At 66.4% G+C, this 18,707-nt stretch carries 17 protein-coding genes; 9 read left to right on the top strand and 8 right to left on the bottom strand.

The features are described 5' to 3' along the window. Window positions 1–21: 21 nt before the first annotated feature. Window positions 22–801, bottom strand: coding sequence for a class I SAM-dependent methyltransferase (locus JWP83_RS14655; RefSeq protein WP_297731086.1), 780 nt, complete (start codon window positions 799–801; stop codon window positions 22–24). Between the two features lie 330 nt (window positions 802–1,131). On the opposite strand from JWP83_RS14655, the gene JWP83_RS14650 reads away from it, so the two are divergent. Beyond that, window positions 1,132–2,514: a cytochrome P450 gene (locus JWP83_RS14650; RefSeq protein ID WP_297731084.1), complete on the top strand. Its 1,383-nt coding sequence runs from the start codon at window positions 1,132–1,134 to the stop codon at window positions 2,512–2,514. A 40-nt stretch (window positions 2,515–2,554) separates the two neighbouring features. Here the strand turns inward: JWP83_RS14650 and JWP83_RS14645 are convergent, their stop codons facing one another. Then, a complete protein-coding gene (locus JWP83_RS14645; RefSeq protein WP_297731082.1) occupies window positions 2,555–2,827 on the bottom strand; it encodes a hypothetical protein in 273 nt (90 codons plus the stop codon). A 281-nt stretch (window positions 2,828–3,108) separates the two neighbouring features. Here JWP83_RS14645 and JWP83_RS14640 point away from each other — a divergent pair, with 281 nt between their 5' ends. Beyond that, window positions 3,109–5,016, top strand: a complete 1,908-nt coding sequence (locus tag JWP83_RS14640) for an EAL domain-containing protein (RefSeq protein ID WP_297731080.1) — start codon at window positions 3,109–3,111, stop codon at window positions 5,014–5,016. 6 nt (window positions 5,017–5,022) lie between these two features. On the opposite strand, the gene JWP83_RS14635 is transcribed toward JWP83_RS14640, so the two are convergent. After that, on the bottom strand, window positions 5,023–5,622 hold the full coding sequence (locus JWP83_RS14635) for a bifunctional 2-polyprenyl-6-hydroxyphenol methylase/3-demethylubiquinol 3-O-methyltransferase UbiG (protein WP_297731078.1): 600 nt from the start codon (window positions 5,620–5,622) through the stop codon (window positions 5,023–5,025). A gap of 140 nt (window positions 5,623–5,762) precedes the next feature. Here JWP83_RS14635 and JWP83_RS14630 point away from each other — a divergent pair, with 140 nt between their 5' ends. Next, window positions 5,763–6,026: a hypothetical protein gene (locus JWP83_RS14630; protein WP_297731076.1), complete on the top strand. Its 264-nt coding sequence runs from the start codon at window positions 5,763–5,765 to the stop codon at window positions 6,024–6,026. Window positions 6,027–6,658: 632 nt separating this feature from the next. Here the strand turns inward: JWP83_RS14630 and JWP83_RS14625 are convergent. Next, window positions 6,659–7,375 (bottom strand): hypothetical protein, encoded by a 717-nt coding sequence (locus tag JWP83_RS14625; RefSeq protein ID WP_297731073.1) that lies wholly within the window; start codon window positions 7,373–7,375, stop codon window positions 6,659–6,661. Window positions 7,376–7,988: 613 nt separating this feature from the next. On the opposite strand from JWP83_RS14625, the gene JWP83_RS14620 reads away from it, so the two are divergent. From JWP83_RS14620 to JWP83_RS14610, 3 genes are read left to right on the top strand one after another with little or no spacing between them, the layout of a single operon-like run. Then, window positions 7,989–8,417 carry a DUF6653 family protein gene (locus JWP83_RS14620; protein WP_297731070.1) on the top strand — a complete coding sequence of 143 codons (429 nt, stop codon included), beginning with the start codon at window positions 7,989–7,991 and terminating at the stop codon, window positions 8,415–8,417. A gap of 9 nt (window positions 8,418–8,426) precedes the next feature. Beyond that, the gene (locus JWP83_RS14615; protein ID WP_297731068.1) at window positions 8,427–8,672 is read left to right on the top strand and encodes a hypothetical protein; all 246 of its coding nucleotides are present in this window, start codon (window positions 8,427–8,429) and stop codon (window positions 8,670–8,672) included. Between the two features lies 1 nt (window position 8,673). After that, window positions 8,674–9,852, top strand: a complete 1,179-nt coding sequence (locus JWP83_RS14610; protein ID WP_297731066.1) for a winged helix DNA-binding domain-containing protein — start codon at window positions 8,674–8,676, stop codon at window positions 9,850–9,852. Window positions 9,853–9,930: 78 nt separating this feature from the next. Here JWP83_RS14610 and uvrA read toward each other — a convergent pair whose 3' ends face one another. Continuing rightward, complete coding sequence (gene uvrA, locus JWP83_RS14605; RefSeq protein WP_297731064.1) at window positions 9,931–12,837, bottom strand: excinuclease ABC subunit UvrA; 2,907 nt, start codon at window positions 12,835–12,837, stop codon at window positions 9,931–9,933. A 120-nt stretch (window positions 12,838–12,957) separates the two neighbouring features. Between uvrA and JWP83_RS14600 the strand changes: the two genes are divergently transcribed. Together JWP83_RS14600 and JWP83_RS14595 are read left to right on the top strand one after the other, a co-directional pair. Beyond that, window positions 12,958–13,644, top strand: a complete 687-nt coding sequence (locus tag JWP83_RS14600) for an MBL fold metallo-hydrolase (RefSeq protein WP_297731062.1) — start codon at window positions 12,958–12,960, stop codon at window positions 13,642–13,644. Next, window positions 13,623–13,988 (top strand): hypothetical protein, encoded by a 366-nt coding sequence (locus JWP83_RS14595; protein ID WP_297731061.1) that lies wholly within the window; start codon window positions 13,623–13,625, stop codon window positions 13,986–13,988. Before JWP83_RS14600 ends, JWP83_RS14595 begins: the two co-directional genes overlap by 22 nt. On the opposite strand, the gene JWP83_RS14590 is transcribed toward JWP83_RS14595, so the two are convergent. Beyond that, window positions 13,985–14,428, bottom strand: a complete 444-nt coding sequence (locus tag JWP83_RS14590; protein WP_297731059.1) for a universal stress protein — start codon at window positions 14,426–14,428, stop codon at window positions 13,985–13,987. The two genes, JWP83_RS14595 and JWP83_RS14590, sit on opposite strands and share 4 nt — an antisense overlap. 257 nt (window positions 14,429–14,685) lie before the next feature. Between JWP83_RS14590 and JWP83_RS14585 the strand changes: the two genes are divergently transcribed. Beyond that, window positions 14,686–16,287, top strand: coding sequence for a hypothetical protein (locus JWP83_RS14585; protein WP_297731056.1), 1,602 nt, complete (start codon window positions 14,686–14,688; stop codon window positions 16,285–16,287). 38 nt (window positions 16,288–16,325) lie between these two features. Here JWP83_RS14585 and JWP83_RS14580 read toward each other — a convergent pair whose 3' ends face one another. Continuing rightward, window positions 16,326–17,723 carry an MFS transporter gene (locus tag JWP83_RS14580; RefSeq protein WP_297731054.1) on the bottom strand — a complete coding sequence of 466 codons (1,398 nt, stop codon included), beginning with the start codon at window positions 17,721–17,723 and terminating at the stop codon, window positions 16,326–16,328. After that, a partial coding sequence (locus JWP83_RS14575) for a helicase-related protein (protein WP_297731052.1) occupies window positions 17,720–18,707 on the bottom strand: 988 nt, incomplete at its 5' end. The genes JWP83_RS14580 and JWP83_RS14575, both read right to left, overlap by 4 nt.

Raw genomic sequence — 18,707 nt, 5'->3', positions numbered from 1 at the left:
AAGGCCGTTAGGGCAGCCACCTCAGAACGGTTTTGCCGTGAATCCCCAGCGCAACAAAGCCGACTCGCGGCGAGCCGGGCCGCGCAACTGAGCGTCACGCGTGCCGCTTAAAGCGTTCGGTTTGCCGCGCGCACCGAACATCCAGTACGCCTGCAGGTAGGGTAAGGGTGCCGAATGACCGGAGTGCATTCCTTGCAGTCCAGCTGTGGCAAGCTCTTTCGATAGCTCCGCGATGGTGAACGCCGCCGCCTCGCTTGCAATTGCATCTTGGCGCAGGACAGCTGGCGAGGCGGGGTCGGCGATCACCAGCATGTTGGGGGCGGCTGTCGGGTCGCGCAGGCGCTGAAAATCGGAGATCCATACCGCGGCCGTGCTGCGGCGTTGGACGGCAGCGATCTGGCTGAGGGCGCCGCGCAAGGAGTCGAAATCCGGTAGCTGATGCAGGGTCCACATGCAGGAGATCGCGTCCCACGGACCCGTTGAAATCCGCTCTGGCAGCGCGGTGATGTCAGCCCGCAGCAGTTCGACGCGTTCGCCCAGGCCTTCGGCGTCGAATAGCTCTCGCGCCGTGGACAGCATGTTGGGGGCCAGATCGACAGCGGTTGCCCGAACATCGGGCCGTCGGCGCAGGACGGCGCTGAGCGCACGGCCTGAGCCGACGCCGAGATCCAGCAGGTGAGCGCGGGGCGGCAGCAGCGCATCGAGCGCGCGAGCACACAAGTCGTACACCGCGCGTATCCCTGGGTTGGATGCGCCGCCGGTGTGAAACTGTGCAACAGACTCCGGATCGTCCACCACCATCGGCTCAGGAATGCGCTCACGCCCTGCTGGATGCGACCGCTCGCGCAAAACGATCCCAGGTACCCGCCATAGCGGCCGAATTCTCTTCACCCTCAACCTCTCATGGACTCCGCGTCATCGATTTCGAGTTAGGTTCTGGCGGTAGTTAGGTACCAAGCCAAACTGTCATACATGATTATTAACCTGACTCAGTAGTTTCCGTCGCCGCCCGTTGACTTTCGACGTCCCGAAATAGATGTTGGAAGACTTGCCCGGTCAGCGAGGATCGGTAAGCTTTGGCCTGCGCGGTCCTTTGATCGGCGTAGGCAGCGCTATCCGCGGGAGGTAAGCGTGGTTGAGACCCTTGCGAGTGACGGACTCAAGTCCTTACCCCTGCCGCCGGTGAACCCGATGCCTTTTCGTCAGCGCCTGGCGGCGGTGAGGGAATTCAGCACGGGGACGGAGAGGCTGCGTGATGCCGGCGGGCGGGTGACCTCTTTCAGGTTAGGGCCGCGATGGCTGATGCCTCCGATGGTGTTGGCAACGTCTCCGGATGCTATTCGCGACATCCTCAGTACCAAAGATGATTCCGTGGACAAGACAACCCCGGTCTTCGAGCAGGTGCGCCGCATCATCGGCGCCAGCCTTACTGATCTTCCCTTCGAGCCGTGGAAGTCACGTCGGCGCACCCTACAGCCGGTGTTCACCAAACAGCGTGTGAGCGAGTTCGGCGGTCACATGGAGCAGGCGGCACAGTCGGTGAGCGAAGGGTGGCGTGAGGATGCGGTGATCGATTTGGACGCCGAATGCCGCACGATCACGTTGCGCGCGCTTGGCCGATCGGTGCTCGGGCTCGACCTGGAACAGCGGGCCGACGAGGTTGTCGAGCCACTGCGGGTCGCGTTGGCCTACGCGGTCAGGCGCGCGACGAGCCCGCTACGCGCCCCTCGCTGGTTGCCCACACCGGGGCGTCAGCGCGCGCGAACGGCAAGCGCCAAACTTCATGCTCTGACGCAGGAGATTTTGCGGGACTGTCGCGCCGATCCGACACGGGTCGCACCACTGGTCCACGCCCTCATCGCCGCCGAGGACCCAGAGACCGGAAAACGGTTAACTGATGAGGAGATTTGCGACGAGCTGGTCATGTTCCTCTTCGCTGGCCACGACACCACGGCGACGGCGTTGACGTATGCACTGTGGTCTCTGGGACACCACGCCGATTGCCAGGACCGCGTCGCTGCAGAAGTGGCAGCCCTGCCGGATCGGCCGCTGACGTCCGACGACATGCCACGGCTGGGCTATACGGTGCAGGTGATACGGGAATCGCTTCGCCTGTGCCCCCCGGCGCCCACGGGGACACGTATGGCGTGTCGGGACGTTGAGGTGGGCGGCTACCTGGTGCCGAAAGGCACCATGCTCATTGTCGGGAGAATGGCCGTACAACGCGACCCGCAACTTTGGGACGATCCACTTCGATTCGACCCCGAGCGGTTCAGCCCGGAGAACTTCAAGGCTCTCGATCGGTGGCAATATGTGCCATTCGGCGGCGGCCCGCGCTCGTGCATTGGCGACCATTTCGCCATGCTCGAAGTCACACTCGCCTTAGCGACGCTCATCCGCCGAGCCGAAATCCGCTCTCTCGATGACGAATTTCCGCTTGCATTGCACTTCACCATGATTGCCGGTGGTCCGATCCATGCCCGCGTTCGACCGCGTCGAACCCAAAGACGGTGAAGCGAAGCGAGGTCACAGAATTCTTCGACCGTCCCCGAGGTCACGCTGCGGTGTGGCCGTTGACGGTCAGATCAGGCTTGGCCGGCGGCGTCGAGATCGCTGTTGGTTCCGGCGAGGTATTCCTCGAAGTCCCGGCGAGGTATTCCTCGATGAATGTGATGATGAGTCGCCACGCGTCTTCGGCCTCGGGCTCGGAGCCGGCTTTCCCGGCGACGAGACGAATCGGGGCGGGCACAGCGTGGTCGTTCATGAAGCTGCGGCCGACGTGGGGGTATTCCTTGACGTCATGTGGCACCTGGCTGCCTGCGAGCACAGCCTCAAGCTTGGCTGCGGTGCCGCCCAAATTGCAGCGCGATTCTGCAGTCTGGCCGGGATACCCGCCGACGAATCCGTCGTGCTGGTATTACGGTTCGCCGTCGGGCCACCAGCATCGGTACCGAACCGCCGCAGCTTTGACCGGGCCCGGCTGCCGTGCTGAGCGGGATCGATCCCGACGCGCCAGGGATCGATTTCCAGTCCGATTTACGCGCACAGACGCGTGACGCGGTAGACAATACCGCCGCCGCGCACCAGTAACAGTTACGGTAAGGGCAAATGTCGGGCACCTTGGACTATCTGGTCACCGCGGCCGCCGCCGAGTTGATGGCGGCCACCGCGGCTGACTCTGCCGCGATCAGCCAACGCGTGCTCGGCAACCTGGTTCGCGACCTGGGTGTGGACTTCAGCTTCCTGCGCCACAACGATCACAGCATCCGCGCGACGGTCCTCATCGCCGAATTCCCGCCACGCAACGCCGACCCCGACCCGATCGGTTTGGTGTATTTCGCCGACGCCGACTCCATCTTCGCACGGACGGAACACCTCAAGGTGCCCGATGTGGTGCGCCCCGAGCCGGAGAACGCCGACTATCAGCAGCATATCGAAGAGGGCACCGGGGCTCCCGCCGTCTCCCTGGCCGCCGTTCCGCTGCTGTCCGGCGACGTCACCACCGGCACGCTGGCCTTCGGCAAGCTCGGAGACCGTGAATGGCTACCAGAAGAACTCAACGCGCTGCAGGCGATCGCCGCGCTGTTCGCTCAGCTGCAGGGCCGCACCGTCGCCGAAGAGCAACTCCACTATCTCGCCGAACACGATGACCTCACCGGCCTGCTCAACCGCAGGGCGCTGATCGAGTACCTGGACCAGCGGCTGGCCGAGGGCCAGCCCGGCCCGGTGTCGGTAGTGTTCCTTGCCCTGGACCGCTTCAAGGTCATCAACGATCACCTTGGTCAAAACGCCGGCGACCGGTTCATCGACGCCTTCGCCGGGCTGGTGCGCGAGGCCACGGACATTCCCTCGGCCATCGCCCGCTTCGGCGGTGATGAGTTCGTCGTCGTACCCGCGGCAGCAATGGACGTCGAGGCCGCCGAAGTGTTCGCTCAGTCGCTGCAGGATCGAGTCCACAAGCAGGTTGTGGTCGACGGTGAGATGCTCACTCGCACGGTCAGTATCGGCGTGGCATCGGGTTTACCGGGGCAGCACAGCACGTCGGACCTACTGCGCCGGGTCGACCAGGCCCTCCGGTCGGCGAAAAGTTCCGGCGGCGACAAGGTCGCAACTTTCAGCCCGGAGATGTCGAGAACCAACATGATCCGCAACGACATCGAATTGCACCTGGAAGGGATGATCGACAGCGGTAGCGGCGCCATGGTGCTCCATTACCTTCCGGAGTTCGACATGCGAACCGGTGAGATCCTCGGCACCGAGGCGCTAATCCGTTGGCAACACCCCACTCTCGGACTGTTGATGCCCAATTCGTTCATCCAAGTGGTCGAATCGATTAACCTGGGCGCCAAACTCGGTCGTCTCGTAATGCGTGCGGCGTGTGCGCAGTTCGGGCTTTGGCAGTCACGCGACATCGGACACGGTGCCGTGCTGCGGGTCAATGTATCGCCCGTGCAGCTCGTCACCGATGGCATCGTCGACACGGTCGCGACAACTCTCGACGAGTTCGGCCTCGACCCCAACACGGTATGTCTGGAGATCACCGAAAGCGTCGTGGTCCAAGATATCGAGGCCACCCGCAAAACGCTGTTCGGACTGAAGGACATCGGAGTACAGATTGCCATCGACGACTTCGGCACCGGTTACAGTGTGCTGACATATCTGAAATCTCTTCCCGTCGACACACTCAAGATCGACCAGGGGTTTGTCCGCAATCTCGACACCAACGCCGGTGATCTGGCTATCGTGCGGTCGATAATGGCACTAGCCGACGCCTTCGGGCTGAACGCCGTCGCGGAAGGTGTCGAAACGGTGGCGGCGGCCAAGACGCTGCTCGACCTGGGTTGCCATCGGGCGCAAGGTTTTCTGCTGTCACGCCCCCTAGACAGCGCGGCAATGGAGACGCTGCTCGCCCAACGCGTCATACCGATGGACTTCTCCGACGGGCCGGCCCCGCCACCGGATAAAGAGCCCGCTGGAGAGAAGGTGGTTCAGATCCGCGTGAAGCCGAGCTTGTGATCCCGCTTACGGGCGGCGTTGAAACAGGTAGTAGTACGTAGGGGTCTTGTCGTCGAGCTCCCGTTCGTCGCCGGTGGAAACCAGCGTCCAGACCGGGGTGAATCGTCGTGTCATTTCGGCGTGGTCGATGCCCGGCACGCCTAGCCTCCCGCCGGGAGGAAACGCTGCAATGTAGAGCCGCGCATCGGGCGCCGCCACGGCAGTGACTTCCCGGACGTAGGCTTCACGATCGCCGCCGCTCATGTTGTGGATGCAGGCGTTGTCGACGATCAACTGGAAGCCCGTACCGATCCCGGCCTGACTCAACTGCGTGACGTCGGCACGCACAAAGTTGACCGAAACATCAGCGGCGCCGGCCTTGGCACGGGCCTTGTCGAGCGGCTTAGCCACGTAGTCGACGCCGGTGACGTTCCAGCCGTGTTGAGCGAGGTAGACCGCGCAGTCTCCGGTACCGCATCCGACATCTAGGGCCGATCCCATAGGCAGCACGGGCGTGTCGGAGGTTCCCTCGACCAGATCTCGTAAACCCTGCCCGATCGGATGGCCCTCCCACGGGGTGAAGCCGATGCGGTAGAAGATCCGAAAGCGGGTGTGTCGAGAGGCCATACCCGCAATGATGGCATTCGCGGCGACGAGCCGCTCCCCGACCCCGTAATCGCAACCCCTGCATGGGAGTAGCGTTCGCAGTCACAGTATTGGCGCCGCGGCTGGCTCGGGAAAGCGCGTGAAGAAAGGTTCCCTGCCTGATGTCACGGCTGAAGGCGTGGTGGAGCCAGCCCAACCAGTACGACTGGGCCAGTACGTTCCTGCGCGTACGCGGAATGCTGCGTTCGGCACGGATGACTATGGCCATCCTCGCCGGATCGTCGGCGCTAGTGCCGCTGACCGTGTTGCCGAGCCAACGTCAGCCGAGCGCCCTCGAGGTGATCACCGGCACAGGCGGCGCCACGTTCATCGTAGGCGTGACCGTGTTGTGGCTGACGCGCTGGCCCATGCGTCGACAGTCGTAGACCGGCCTGCTGATGGGCGCGTCACTTGTCGGCGCGTGGGGTCTGGTGCAGACCATCGCGGCCGGTGCCACCCTGGCGTGTACCGCGCTGGCCGTCCACCGGCGGCTACATAGCGTTTTTCCACAGCCCCAAATTTGTTGGCCTTCAACGGCGCCGTAGCCGTCGTGGTCGCCACCATAGCGGTGCTGCGGCTGGCTCAAGGAGCCCAACATGGCCGCCGCGGCCTCCGCGTTCTGGCTCAACACCTTCGTGAACTTATGGGTGCTCCTTGGTGTTTGTTCGTGCCGGTGTGAAATTCCCTGATGGCTTTTAGGCATTCGCGATACGGAAGCGGGTTTTTCGGGGCTAACGGCAACACGGCAACGTCACGCATGGGCTGCTCGGTGATGGACACGGCTCGACCCTAGACCGCTGACAGGCGCCGAACGGGACTGTGACCTTCCCTACAGGGCAGCGTGCAAAGCGTCGCCAAGACTCGACGGGTGAGCTCGCGCAAGCGTCGAATTCCGCTCAGTGCCAAGAAGACTGGTACGGCGACCGCGCGCGCCGACGTTGTCCAAAAGGTAAAGGCCGCAAGTGAGATCGCACTCAGCGGTGACGGTTGGTGTACTTCTCCGCATCACCCAATTGCCCTAAGCCGAAATACGACTGAGGATTTCGGAGTTCTCGGCGCACATCAGCTTGAATTGTTCGGGTTCGGCATGCGTCGCGATGGTGCGGCGGTCCCACCACATCACCTTGGTGCGGTAGTCCTCGTTGGGAAACGCGGCCGCCGGTATCCGGGAGGCCACGATACCGCCGGAGGATCGCCACTGCTCCAACACGTGAGCCGCCGCGGTGGCCATCACGAACTGGACACCCAGCAGCGTCATCATCGGCAGCGCGGTGCGCGCCAGCACCCGGGACAGCGCCCGGCTGCCGTAATCGCGGGAGTCCGTCCACGCGCTTTTGACCTCTACGACGCCGAAGGGGAGCCGGTTGGCGATCATATGGCGCAGCACGGCACGCCCCGGGCTGCCGTTCCACTCCTCGAGCGCGTGGGACTCCTCCGGCGTGCGCAGGGACCCCACGACACGGGTCCCTCCAACCACCCGGCCCTCCGGATCGACCGCGGCGAAGAACATCGCCGTGTCGGCGCCGTCCCGAACCGCGTCGAGGTCGAGCACCCATTCCAGCCCGTGCCGGCGATAGCTGCGAAGGGCACCTTCCAGGTATTGATCCCATAGAACGGGTTCCGCCTCGGGCGTAGACGCGGCAATCCAACATCCTGTCGCCTGATCGCGCCAGCCCCCTCCGCCTTCCAACCACGGGCCGCCAATCGCCTCCCTGGTGAGCTGAGCCGCTTCCATGGGTATCCCTTCGCTTCTAAACCGTCCCGACCGGTCTATTTGTGTAACGCGTCTTGAATTATTTCCTATAATGCGCGCACGACAAATAACCCGGAGTATTTATTTCTCTTGAGTGTCGTTTGTCGTGGCCAAACCGTTAGCGTTACCGATCAGTAATCCGCAACGAGCCGAAAGTTTGCGCTCGCGGAGGAAGTAGCGCAGCCTTGGTGGCCGACCCGGGAGCCGCGGCGCCAGCCCCGCCCCGGTCGCCGATGGCTTTACGGGTCGACCTGGGTCAGTCCGCGAGCTGCGATGACCCTCGCTCAACCCAACCAGGCACCTCGTCACGGAGATGATTCAACCGGACGGCCGTGATGGCTTCTACCTCTGGATTCCCCACGCAGCGGCGCGCGGGGCGCCCAAGGTTTGCTGCCGCCATCCCGGGGAATCGAGTGCGTTTTCCGCCGGCTTTCGTGGGTTCCGGGATTTGGGGTGCACGCATAGCGGCGGCGAAGACTCCGAATTCCCGAGCCGAGGCAATTCTGCGGCCGATGTTCGATAACTGGTCACTTTGAGGCAAACGGTGGTTGCTGACTCTTCGCGAAAACCCCGGCCATGAGCCAGACTCGACGTCGTGAATGCAGGCTCGACCGGTGCCCGCGTCCGGCGTGCGATATTTGCGCGGCACTGCAACCCGTGGAGCGCCTGGACGCGCTGGGCGAGCGCGCCGCTGACGCTCGTGCCCGCGTGGACGCGGCGATGGAGCCACGCCGCGTGGATCGCGCTGTGGTTCGCCGTCAATCCGTTCGTCTTCGGCAAGCCGGCGCATGAACGTGCCTGGTCAACGCGGGCGATGCTGGGCGAGGAATTGTGGATCAGCCGTCGACCCCGGGACGCGGCCATGCTCGTCAGCGCCCTGACGTCCGTGTCCGCGCTGGGCGCCGTCGCCGCCGCCCGCCGCCATCGAGCGAGGCCGGCGGCGATCGCCACCGCGATGCAGATGGCCCTGACCCTGGTGTATTGGGAGCAGATGGTGCGCTATTTGGACCGCCAGCCGCAGTAGCGTGACGGCATGCCCGACGAACCGACCACCTCCGCCCCCGAACCCGACCCAGGGTACGACAGCGCCGGCGTGCCGACTTTCGAATCCGTCCGCGAAAAAATCGAGTCCCGGTACGCGACGGCAGACGGCGGGGCGGAACTCGACGCCGACACGGCCGAGGGCCGCTCCGTCGAGGAGCAGTACGACGAGCGCCAGCGCGCGGCGGCCGAGCGGCTGGCGCAGATCCGGGAGTCGATGCGCTCCGACGAGCGTTGAGGTGCGCTCGTTCACCATCGCCGAGCGGCGTAACCGCCTGGCGCGCAGACATTTCCTTTCGTCGGGCGACTCACCGCCGATAACGCGGGTCATCGCCGGGCTGCTCGGACTGCACGCGACCGATCCCGCCACGCCCTACCTGTCGCTGTGGGCGCGGTGGCCGGGTTTCGCGACCGCCGACCTCGAGCTGCAGCTGTACCGGAAACGCTCCGCGGTCAGGCATCTGGCGATGCGACGAACACTATGGGTGGTGACGAGCGAGAACCTGACGACCATTCAGGCGGCCGCCAGCGACCGGGTCGCCAACAACGAACGTCGCCGCCTGGCCGCCGATGTACGCAAGGCAGGTGTGGCCGCCGACGGCGACCGCTGGCTCGACCTGGCCAGTGCCGCGGTGTTGCGCCACCTCGCTGACAACGGCCCCGCCAGCAGCACCGAACTGCGGGCCGCGCTGCCCGAGCTTGCCGGAACCTACGATCCGGCACCCGGAAAGCGTTGGGGCGGCCAGGTTCCGCTGGGCCCGCGGGTGCTGACGGTGCTGTCGGCGCGAGGCGAGATCGTGCGCGGCCCAAACGACGGCGGCTGGACCACGTCGCGGCCGCGCTGGGCCAGCACCGCGGACTGGCTCGGCGACCTGGGCGCCCCCCTACCGGACCGGCCAGCCCGGGCCGACCTGACCCGCCGCTGGCTGGCGGCCTTCGGGCCCGCGACCGTCGCCGATATCAAGTGGTGGTTCGGCACCACGCTGACGGCGGCCCGACATGCCCTGGCCGACGTCGGCGCGGTGGAAGTCGACCTGCACGGCAGCCCCGGCTGGGCGCTGCCCGACGACCTCGATCCCGAACCCGATGTGCCGCCGTGGTGCGCGCTGCTGCCGGGCCTGGACGTCACCACAATGGGCTGGTTTCAGCGCGATTGGTACCTCGGCGAGCATCGCGCCCAGGTTTTCGACGGCAACGGCAACGCCGGCCCCACGGCCTGGTGGAACGGGCGCGTGGTGGGCGGCTGGTATCAGGACTGCGGCGCCCGCGTCCGGCTGCAGCTCCTCGAAGACCCGGGTCCCGACGGACGGCGTGCTCTGCAGCGACGCGCCGACGAGCTGACCTCGTGGCTGGACGGCGTGCGGATCAGCCCGCGGTTCCCGTCGCCGCTGTCGAAAGCCGGTGTCAGGTCGGGCTGATCTGGCCGCGAAACTGAAACGGTGGCAGCGTTTTCCGGCGTGTCGTGTGCGACGTTTCAGTGTCGCGACGGAAGCCTCTCAGGCGGTGGCCTTGCGGCGCCCGCTCGACCGCCGCGGCGCACCACCCGACGGGTCGACGACGTCGGCGAGGAACTTGCCCGTGTAGCTTTCCGGCACCGCGGCGATGTCCTCCGGAGTGCCTTCGGCGACAACGGTTCCGCCCTCGGCGCCACCCTCCGGCCCCATGTCGACGACCCAGTCGGACGTCTTGATCACGTCCAGGTTGTGTTCGATGACGATGACCGTATTGCCTTTGTCGACAAGGCCGTTGATGACCTTGAGCAGCTTGCGAATGTCGTCGAAATGCAGGCCGGTGGTGGGCTCGTCGAGGATGTAGATGGTCCGACCGGTCGATCGCTTCTGCAATTCCGCGGCCAGCTTGACGCGCTGCGCCTCACCACCGGACAGCGTCGGGGCGGGCTGGCCGAGCCGGACATAGCCCAGCCCGACGTCGACGAGCGTGCGCAGATACCGGTGGATGCCGGTGATCGGCTCGAAGAACTCGGCCGCTTCCTCGATCGACATGTCCAGCACTTCGGAGATGGTCTTGCCCTTGTAATGCACTTCCAGGGTTTCCCGGTTGTACCGGGCGCCATGGCAGACCTCGCACGGCACGTACACGTCGGGCAGGAAGTTCATCTCGATCTTGATGGTGCCGTCGCCGGTGCACGCCTCGCAGCGACCGCCCTTGACGTTGAACGAGAATCGACCCGGTTGATAGCCACGGACTTTGGCCTCGGTGGTGGCCGCGAACAGGGTGCGGATCTTGTCGAACACCCCGGTGTAGGTCGCCGGGTTGGACCGCGGCGTGCGGCCGATCGGCGACTGGTCGACACGCACCAGCTTGTCCAGGTGGTCCAGCCCGGTGACCCGGGTATGGCGGCCCGGGACTTGCCGCGCGCCGTTGAGCCGGTTGGCCAGCACCGCGGCCAGAATGTCGTTGACCAGCGTCGACTTGCCGGATCCGGATACCCCGGTCACCGAGGTGAGCACACCGAGCGGGAAGGACACGTCGATGCCCCGCAGGTTGTGCTCGCGCGCGCCGACGACGGTCAGTCGACGCCGCCGGTCGACGGGCCGCCGGATCGCAGGAATCTCGATGCTTTCCTTGCCCGACAGGTAAGCGCCGGTGATCGATTCCTTGTTGGCGAGTAGCTCGCGGTAGGTTCCGCTGTGCACGATCTGGCCGCCGTGCTCGCCGGCCCTCGGACCGATGTCGACGATCCAGTCGGCGTGCGCGATGGTGTCCTGGTCGTGTTCGACGACGATCAGCGTGTTACCCAAATCCCTTAGGCGCGTGAGGGTCTCGATGAGCCGACGGTTGTCGCGCTGGTGCAGCCCGATGGATGGTTCGTCGAGCACGTAGAGCACGCCCACCAGCCCGGACCCGATCTGGGTCGCCAGCCGGATGCGTTGGGCCTCACCGCCGGACAGCGTGGCCGCCGCGCGCGACAGCGACAGATAGTCCAGCCCGACGTCGAGCAAAAACCCGAGCCGCGACTGGATTTCCTTCAGCACCTGCCCGGCGATCGCCTGTTCGCGCGGCCCGAGGGTGAGCCCGTTCAGAAAATCTGAGCAATCCGAGATCGACAGCTCGGACACTTCGGCGATGGACTTTTTGCCGTGCCGCCCCGCGGCCAGCGTGACGGCCAGGATTTCCGGCTTGAGCCGGGTGCCCCCACACACCGGGCAGGGCACGTCACGCATGAAGCCTTCGTAGCGTTCCTTCATCTGCTCGGATTCGGTCTGCGCCATCTTGCGCTGCAGGAACGCCAGCACGCCCTCGAAATCGGCGTAGTAGGACCGGGTGCGACCGTACCGGTTGCGGTATCGCACGTGCACCTGGTGGTCGGATCCCTCCAGGATGGCCTTGCGGGCCTTGGCGGGCAGCTTGCGCCATGGCGTGTCGACATTGAATCCCAGCTCGTCACCGAGCCCTGCCATCATCCGGGTGAAGTACTCCGCGGTGTGGCCCGTGGACCAGGGCGCCACCGCGCCCTCGGCCAGCGTGCGGTCGGGATCGGGCACCACCAGGTCGGGGTCGACCTCCTTGCGGATGCCCAGGCCGGTGCACTCGGGGCAGGCGCCGTAGGGCGAGTTGAACGAGAACGACCGCGGTTCCAGGTCGTCGACCGCCAGCGCGTGCCCGTTGGGGCAGGCCAGCTTCTCCGAGAAGCGCTGCTCACGGTTGTGGGCGTCGTGCTCGTGGTCGATGAATTCAAGCACCACGATGCCGTCGGCCAGGTTCAGCGCGGTCTCCACCGAATCGGTGAGCCGCTGCTTGGCGCTGGCCTTGACGGTGAGGCGGTCCACCACCACCTCGATGTCGTGCTTTTCCTGTTTCTTCAGCTTTGGCGGATCCGTCAGCGAGTGCACGACGCCGTCGACGCGCACCCGGCTGTAGCCCTGCGCGTTGAGCTTCTCGAACAGGTCGGCGAACTCGCCCTTGCGGGTGCGTACCACGGGAGCGAGCACCTGGAACCGGGTGCCCTCCGGCATCACCAGCACCTGGTCGACGATTTGCTGGGGCGTCTGCCGGGCGATCCGCTCACCGCAAACCGGGCAGTGCGGCGCGCCGGCGCGAGCGTAGAGCAGCCGCAGGTAGTCGTAGACCTCGGTGATGGTTCCGACGGTCGATCGCGGGTTGCGGTTGGTCGATTTCTGGTCGATCGACACTGCCGGGGAAAGCCCCTCGATGAAGTCGACGTCCGGCTTGTCCATCTGCCCCAGGAACTGGCGGGCGTAGGCCGACAGCGACTCCACGTAGCGGCGCTGGCCCTCGGCGAAAATCGTGTCGAACGCCAGCGACGACTTGCCCGATCCGGACAGTCCCGTGAACACGATCAACGAATCGCGCGGCAGGTCGAGGTCGACGCCGCGCAGGTTGTGCTCGCGGGCGCCCTTGACGATCAGGCGGTCAGCCACGCTGCCCTCTCTCGCAAACTATGTGGCAACTTCTGCGTGCCGCAGCGGATATTGCGCACGCCGCATTCCATGCTATGTGCCCATACCGACAAGCAACGTTTGACCAGTAACGTGGCCGCTATGACCGTCGTGGAAGAGCCAAGCGACAACTACACCGGACACGTCGAACCTGGTACCGCGGCCCGCCGGACCCTACCCGGCGCCACGATTCTAAAGGCGTCGGTGGGACCGATGGACAACAACGCGTATCTAGTGACGTGTTCCGCGACCGGGGAAACACTGCTGATCGACGCCGCCAACGACGCCGACGTCCTGATAGACCTGGTCCACCGGTACGCGCCGAAGGTGTCGCTGATCGTCACCAGCCATCAGCACTTCGATCACTGGCAGGCGCTCGAGGCCGTGGCGAAGGCCACCGGTGCCCCGACCGCCGCCAACGAGATCGACTCCGAGCCGCTGCCGGTCAAACCGGACCGTTTGCTGGCGGGCGGCGACACCGTCCAGGTCGGCGAGCTGAGCTTCGACGTCATCCACCTACGGGGGCACACTCCCGGCTCGATCGCGCTGGCCCTCGACGGGCCCGCGACCAGCGGGGTCACGCAGCTGTTCACCGGCGACTGCCTGTTCCCGGGCGGTGTCGGGAAGACCTGGCAGCCCGGCGATTTCGGCCAGCTGCTCGACGACGTCACCACCCGGGTGTTCGACGTGTACGACGACTCCACGGTCATCTACCCCGGCCACGGCGACGACACCGTGTTGGGCGAAGAACGCCCGCACCTGGGCGAATGGCGCGAGCGCGGCTGGTAGGCCGCGCGGAGTGGCCGGCGCGCTCCGATGGCCTCGCGTTCGGAGAAGGCCACGGCACCGGCACCGGGGCCGCGCAACCCGCAGACGGGGCAAGGAGCCGATACGGCCCGCCTCCCAGCGTGATACCCCAGGTTGCTTGCGACGCGGGCCAGCCGCAGCGCGCCCGTGGCCAGGCGACGTGGCCGGATCAGCGTGCCCAAGCCGCCGACGGCCGGTTGAGCCAGAATCTGCGCGAGGAGATCAACGATTTGCGCAGGCAGATCGCCGAGATGGCGATGGAGCGCGATTTGCTCATGCGCTCCATGGCCCTCTGGGCCCCGGAAGCGACGCGTCCGGCTGGTTAGCTCGTGGTGTGCACGATCAAGACGTCGACCTTGGCCCGACGTGAGACGTTGGCCGGCACCGATCCCAGCAGCCGTCCCGCGATCGTGCTCAGGCCGACGTTGCCGACCACCAGCAGGTCGGCCTTTTCGTCCTCGGCCAGCTTGACCAGCGCGTCGACCGGGGCCCCGACGATCGACCGCTCCTCCACGTTCTTGGCCCCCGCCTTGTGTGCCCGCTCCTTGGCGTCCTGCAGAATCGCGTAAATCGGGGCGGTGCCCGACACTTTGTAGCTTTCGTCCCTCAGAGCGTCGGCGGCCCGGGTGTCCTCAGGCTGCGGCAGGTAGGCCGACGCGATGATCAACTTGGCGCCGTCCCCGGCGATCTGCGCTGCCTTGTCCACCGCACGAAACGATGAATCCGAGCCGTCCGTCCCGACAACCACGGTCCGATAGGCACTCATTTACCCTCCCAGTTTCGGTTGTACGCCAACCCAAGACAGTATCGTGTTTGCCGGAAAAAGAGGGATCAGATTAGCGGCTCAGCGCGGCGTGGCGCGACCTGCAATTGCGGGGTCATGCTGCACCAACGAACAATTTGCGCGATGCCGAAACGACCGAATGACCACGGCTAACGCGAAAAGCCTTGCATTTCCAATATTTTGGGGAAATGCGGCCCTGAACCGCGCGCGTCACCAGGAGTAATGGCGAGCCGGTTCACATGACGACCCCTACAGTGACAAGCATCATGGCCATGTCCACTGTTGAGCGGCGCGCCTCCGACGTCGCTGACCAGCCGGAGTCCGCGCGCCCGCGCGGCAGGTTGCTCGATCCGTGGGCGATCGCGGCGTTCGCCGCCGTCATCAGCGGCGCCTGGGCCTGCAGGCCGTCGTTGTGGTTCGACGAGGGCGCCACGATTTCGGCTTCGGCCAGCCGGACCTTGCCCGAGCTGTGGAAGCTGCTGGGCCACATCGACGCCGTTCACGGGCTGTATTACCTGCTCATGCACGGTTGGTTCGCGATCTTTCCGCCGACGGAGTTCTGGTCGCGGGCGCCCAGCGCCCTGGCTATCGGGGCCGCCGCCGCCGGCGTCACGGTGTTCACCAAGCGGTTCGTCCCGGGGCGTGCCACCGCGGTGTGCGCAGGTGCCGTCTTCGCCATCTTGCCGCGCACCACCTGGGCGGGGATGGAAGCGCGCTCGTACGCCTTCGCGGCCGCCGCGGCCATCTGGCTGACGGTGTTGCTGGTCGCAGCGGTTCGGCGCAACCGGCCGCGCTTGTGGGTGTGCTACGCGCTGGCGTTGATGCTCTCGATTCTGCTGAATCTCAATCTCGTCCTGCTGGTGCTGGTGTACGCCGCGATGCTGCCGCTGCTGGCGCCGAAAGGCTCCCGCAAGTCTCCGGTCATCCGGTGGGCCGTCAGCTCGGCCGTCGCCGTCGCGATCATGACGCCGTTCCTCGTGTTCGCCCGCGGCCAGGTGTTTCAGGTCAACTGGATTTACCCGGTCAGCTGGCATTACGCCTTCGACATCGTCCTGCGGCAGTACTTCGACCACAGCGTTCCGTTCGCCGTTCTTACGGGCGTCCTCGTCGTCGCGGCGGTGGCGGCCCGGCTCAGGGGCGCGCGGGGCCCGGCGGGCGACACCCGCAGCCTGTTGATCATCTGCGCGGCGTGGGTCGTCCTCCCCACCGCGCTCGTGGTCGTCTACTCGGCCATCGGCGAACCGATCTACTACCCGCGCTACCTGATCTTCACCGCTCCGGCGGCGGCCGTCGTCATGGCGGTCTGCATCGTCACGATCGCCCGCAAACCGTGGCCGATCGCGGCGGTGGTGCTGGCGTTGGTCGCGGCCGGGCTGCCGAATTACCTGTTCATCCAACGCTGGCCGTACGCCAAGGAGGGCTGGGATTACAGCCAGGTGGCCGACCTGATCAGCTCCCATGCCGCGCCCCGGGACTGCGTGCTGGTCGACAACACCGTGCCCTGGCGGCCCGGGCCCATCCGGGCCCTGTTGGCCACCCGGCCGGCGGCCTTCCGCTCCCTGATCGACGTGGAACGCGGCGCCTACGGGCCCAGGGTGGGCTGGCTGTGGGACGGCCACGTCGCCGTGTGGCTTACGACCGCCAAGATCAACAAGTGCCCGGCCATCTGGACCATCACCGACCGGGACAAGTCACTGCCCGATCACCAAGCCGGACAGTCGTTGCCGCCCGGAACCGCCTTCGGGCGCGCCCCCGCGTATCGATTCCCGAGCTACCTCGGGTTCCGCATCGTCGAGCGTTGGCAATTCCATTACTCGCAGGTCGTCAAGTCGACGCGATGATGCGGGCGTGAAAGCGCCGACGACGAACCGGACTCAGCTCAGCGATCGCCGCGGACCGCGCGGTACGAAGCTAGGACACCGGCCCCGGTCAACGCGGCGAACACGGCGAACAACCAGCGGGCCGCCATCACGTCGCCGCCCTGGGTCGTGTTGACCACGACACCGGCCACCCCGGCGCCGAACGCCCCCGAGATGAGCTGCACCGTGTTGATCGCCGCGGCCGCCGCGACGCCCTCGGCCGGGTCGTCGACGGAATCCATTGCGCGCACGGACAAATGGGGCCAGGCCATCCCGATCCCGATCCCCGCGATGAGCAACGCGAGCGTCCAGGCGGCGACGGTCCCGGCGGACGCGTTGTCGCGCTGGGTGAGCGCACCCAACGCCAGGCCCGACGCCACCACCACCGGCGCCACCGCGATCACCCGCCCGATGGCCCTCGGGCTCTCCAGCGAGGCGCTGACGATCTCGGAGAACGTCCAGCCGACCGCCAGCGCCGCACCCAGGAATCCGGCCGCCAGCGGCGTCAGGTGGGCCAACCGCTGACCGAACAGTGGCACGTAGGTGTCCACCATCGCCCCGACCATCAGCAGGCCCATGGCCAGGTAGATCCATTTCAAGGGTCCCGGCCCAAACACGCTGGGCGGCAACACCGCCGCATGCATCCGCCAGTCGACGATCGCGAACAACCCGACCAGCGCGACGGCGGCGGCGAGCAGCCCTGCGGTCGCGACGATGTTGTGCGGGATCTGGGCGACGCTGACCGCCAGGGCCGCCGCACCGATCAGCAGCAGCGACCACACCGGGACCCGCAGCGCCGGTGTCTCGGCGCTCGGGCCGCCCCGGCCCGCGGGCAGCGCGATCGGCACCAGCATGGCCATCAGCGCCGTCAGAACCGCCATCGCGACGAACGCCCACCGCCACAACCCGAACTGTGCGAACAGGCCGCCTGTCGCGGGCCCGACCACTGTCGCGACCCCCCACATCGCCGACACCAGCGCCGACGCCCGAGTCCACAGCGAGCGGGGCAGCGCCGCGTTGATGACCGCATAGCCCAGGCCGGCCAGCAGGCCGCCGGCCACGCCTTGCAGGGCACGCGCCGCGATCAGGATCTCCATGTTGGGGGCCGCACCGCACGCCAGGCTGGAGACACCGAAGACGGTCAGCCCCATCAGGTACGACGGGCGGGCCCCGACGCGCACCAGCATCGGATTGACCATGGTCGCCGCGATCACCGACCCGACCAGATACAGGGTGGTCACCCACGCGTAGAGGCGGCTGCCGCCGATCTCGGCGACGGTGTTCGGCAGCAGGCTGATGGTCAGGAACTCGTTGGTGGCATACAACGCCACGCCACCGGCCAGCACGACCGATATTCCCAGGTACTTGGCGCCCAGCAGCTCGCGCCAGCTGCCGGCGATGGTGCCGGTGTGCGTCACTTCAGGCCGGCGGCGTCCATCCCGCGCAGTTCCTTTTTGAGGTCGGCGATCTCGTCGCGGAACCGGGCCGCCAGCTCGAATTGCAAGTCACGGGCGGCGGCCATCATCTGTGCGGTGAGGTCCTTGATCAGGTCGGCCAGTTCGGCGCGCGGCATGTTCGACGTGTCGCGGCCCTCGAAGACACCGGCGCTGACCGCGCGGCCGGGCTCGCCCTGGGCGCGCCGGCCGCGTGACATGCTGCGCCCGGAACCGCCTAGCGGGACCGACTCGCTGGCGTCAGTATCCGCGGCTTCGGCGTAGACGCGGTCGAGGATGTCGGCGATCTTCTTGCGCAGCGGCTGCGGATCGATGCCGTTGGCCTCGTTGTAGGCGGTCTGCTTGGCGCGTCGCCGTTCGGTCTCGTCGATGGCCTCCTTCATGGAGTCGGTCATGGTGTCGGCGTACAGGTGCACCTCGCCGGACACGTTGCGGGCGGCCCGGCCGATGGTCTGGATCAGGCTGCGCGTCGAGCGCAGGAAGCCTTCCTTGTCGGCGTCGAGGATCGCCACCAGCGACACCTCCGGCAGGTCGAGGCCCTCGCGCAACAGGTTGATGCCGACCAGCACGTCGTAGTCGCCCAGGCGCAGCTGGCGCAGCAGCTCCACCCGGCGCAGCGTGTCCACCTCGGAGTGCAGGTAGCGCACCCGGATGCCCATCTCCAGCAGGTAGTCGGTGAGGTCCTCGGCCATCTTCTTGGTCAGCGTCGTCACCAGCACCCGCTCGTCGGCGGCGGCGCGCTTGCGGATCTCCCCGATCAGGTCGTCGATCTGGCCCTTGGTCGGCTTGACCAGAACCTTGGGATCCACCAGCCCCGTCGGACGGATCACCTGCTCGACGAACTCGCCGCCGGACTGGCTCAGCTCGTACGGCCCGGGGGTCGCCGACAGGTACACCGTCTGCCCGATCCGGTCGGCGAACTCCTCCCAGGTCAGCGGCCGGTTGTCG

This window comes from Mycobacterium sp. (assembly GCF_025965855.1).
Classification (GTDB): Bacteria; Actinomycetota; Actinomycetes; order Mycobacteriales; family Mycobacteriaceae; genus Mycobacterium.
Note: the sequence above shows the minus strand (reverse complement) of the source record. Positions and strands in the feature narration are given on the sequence as shown.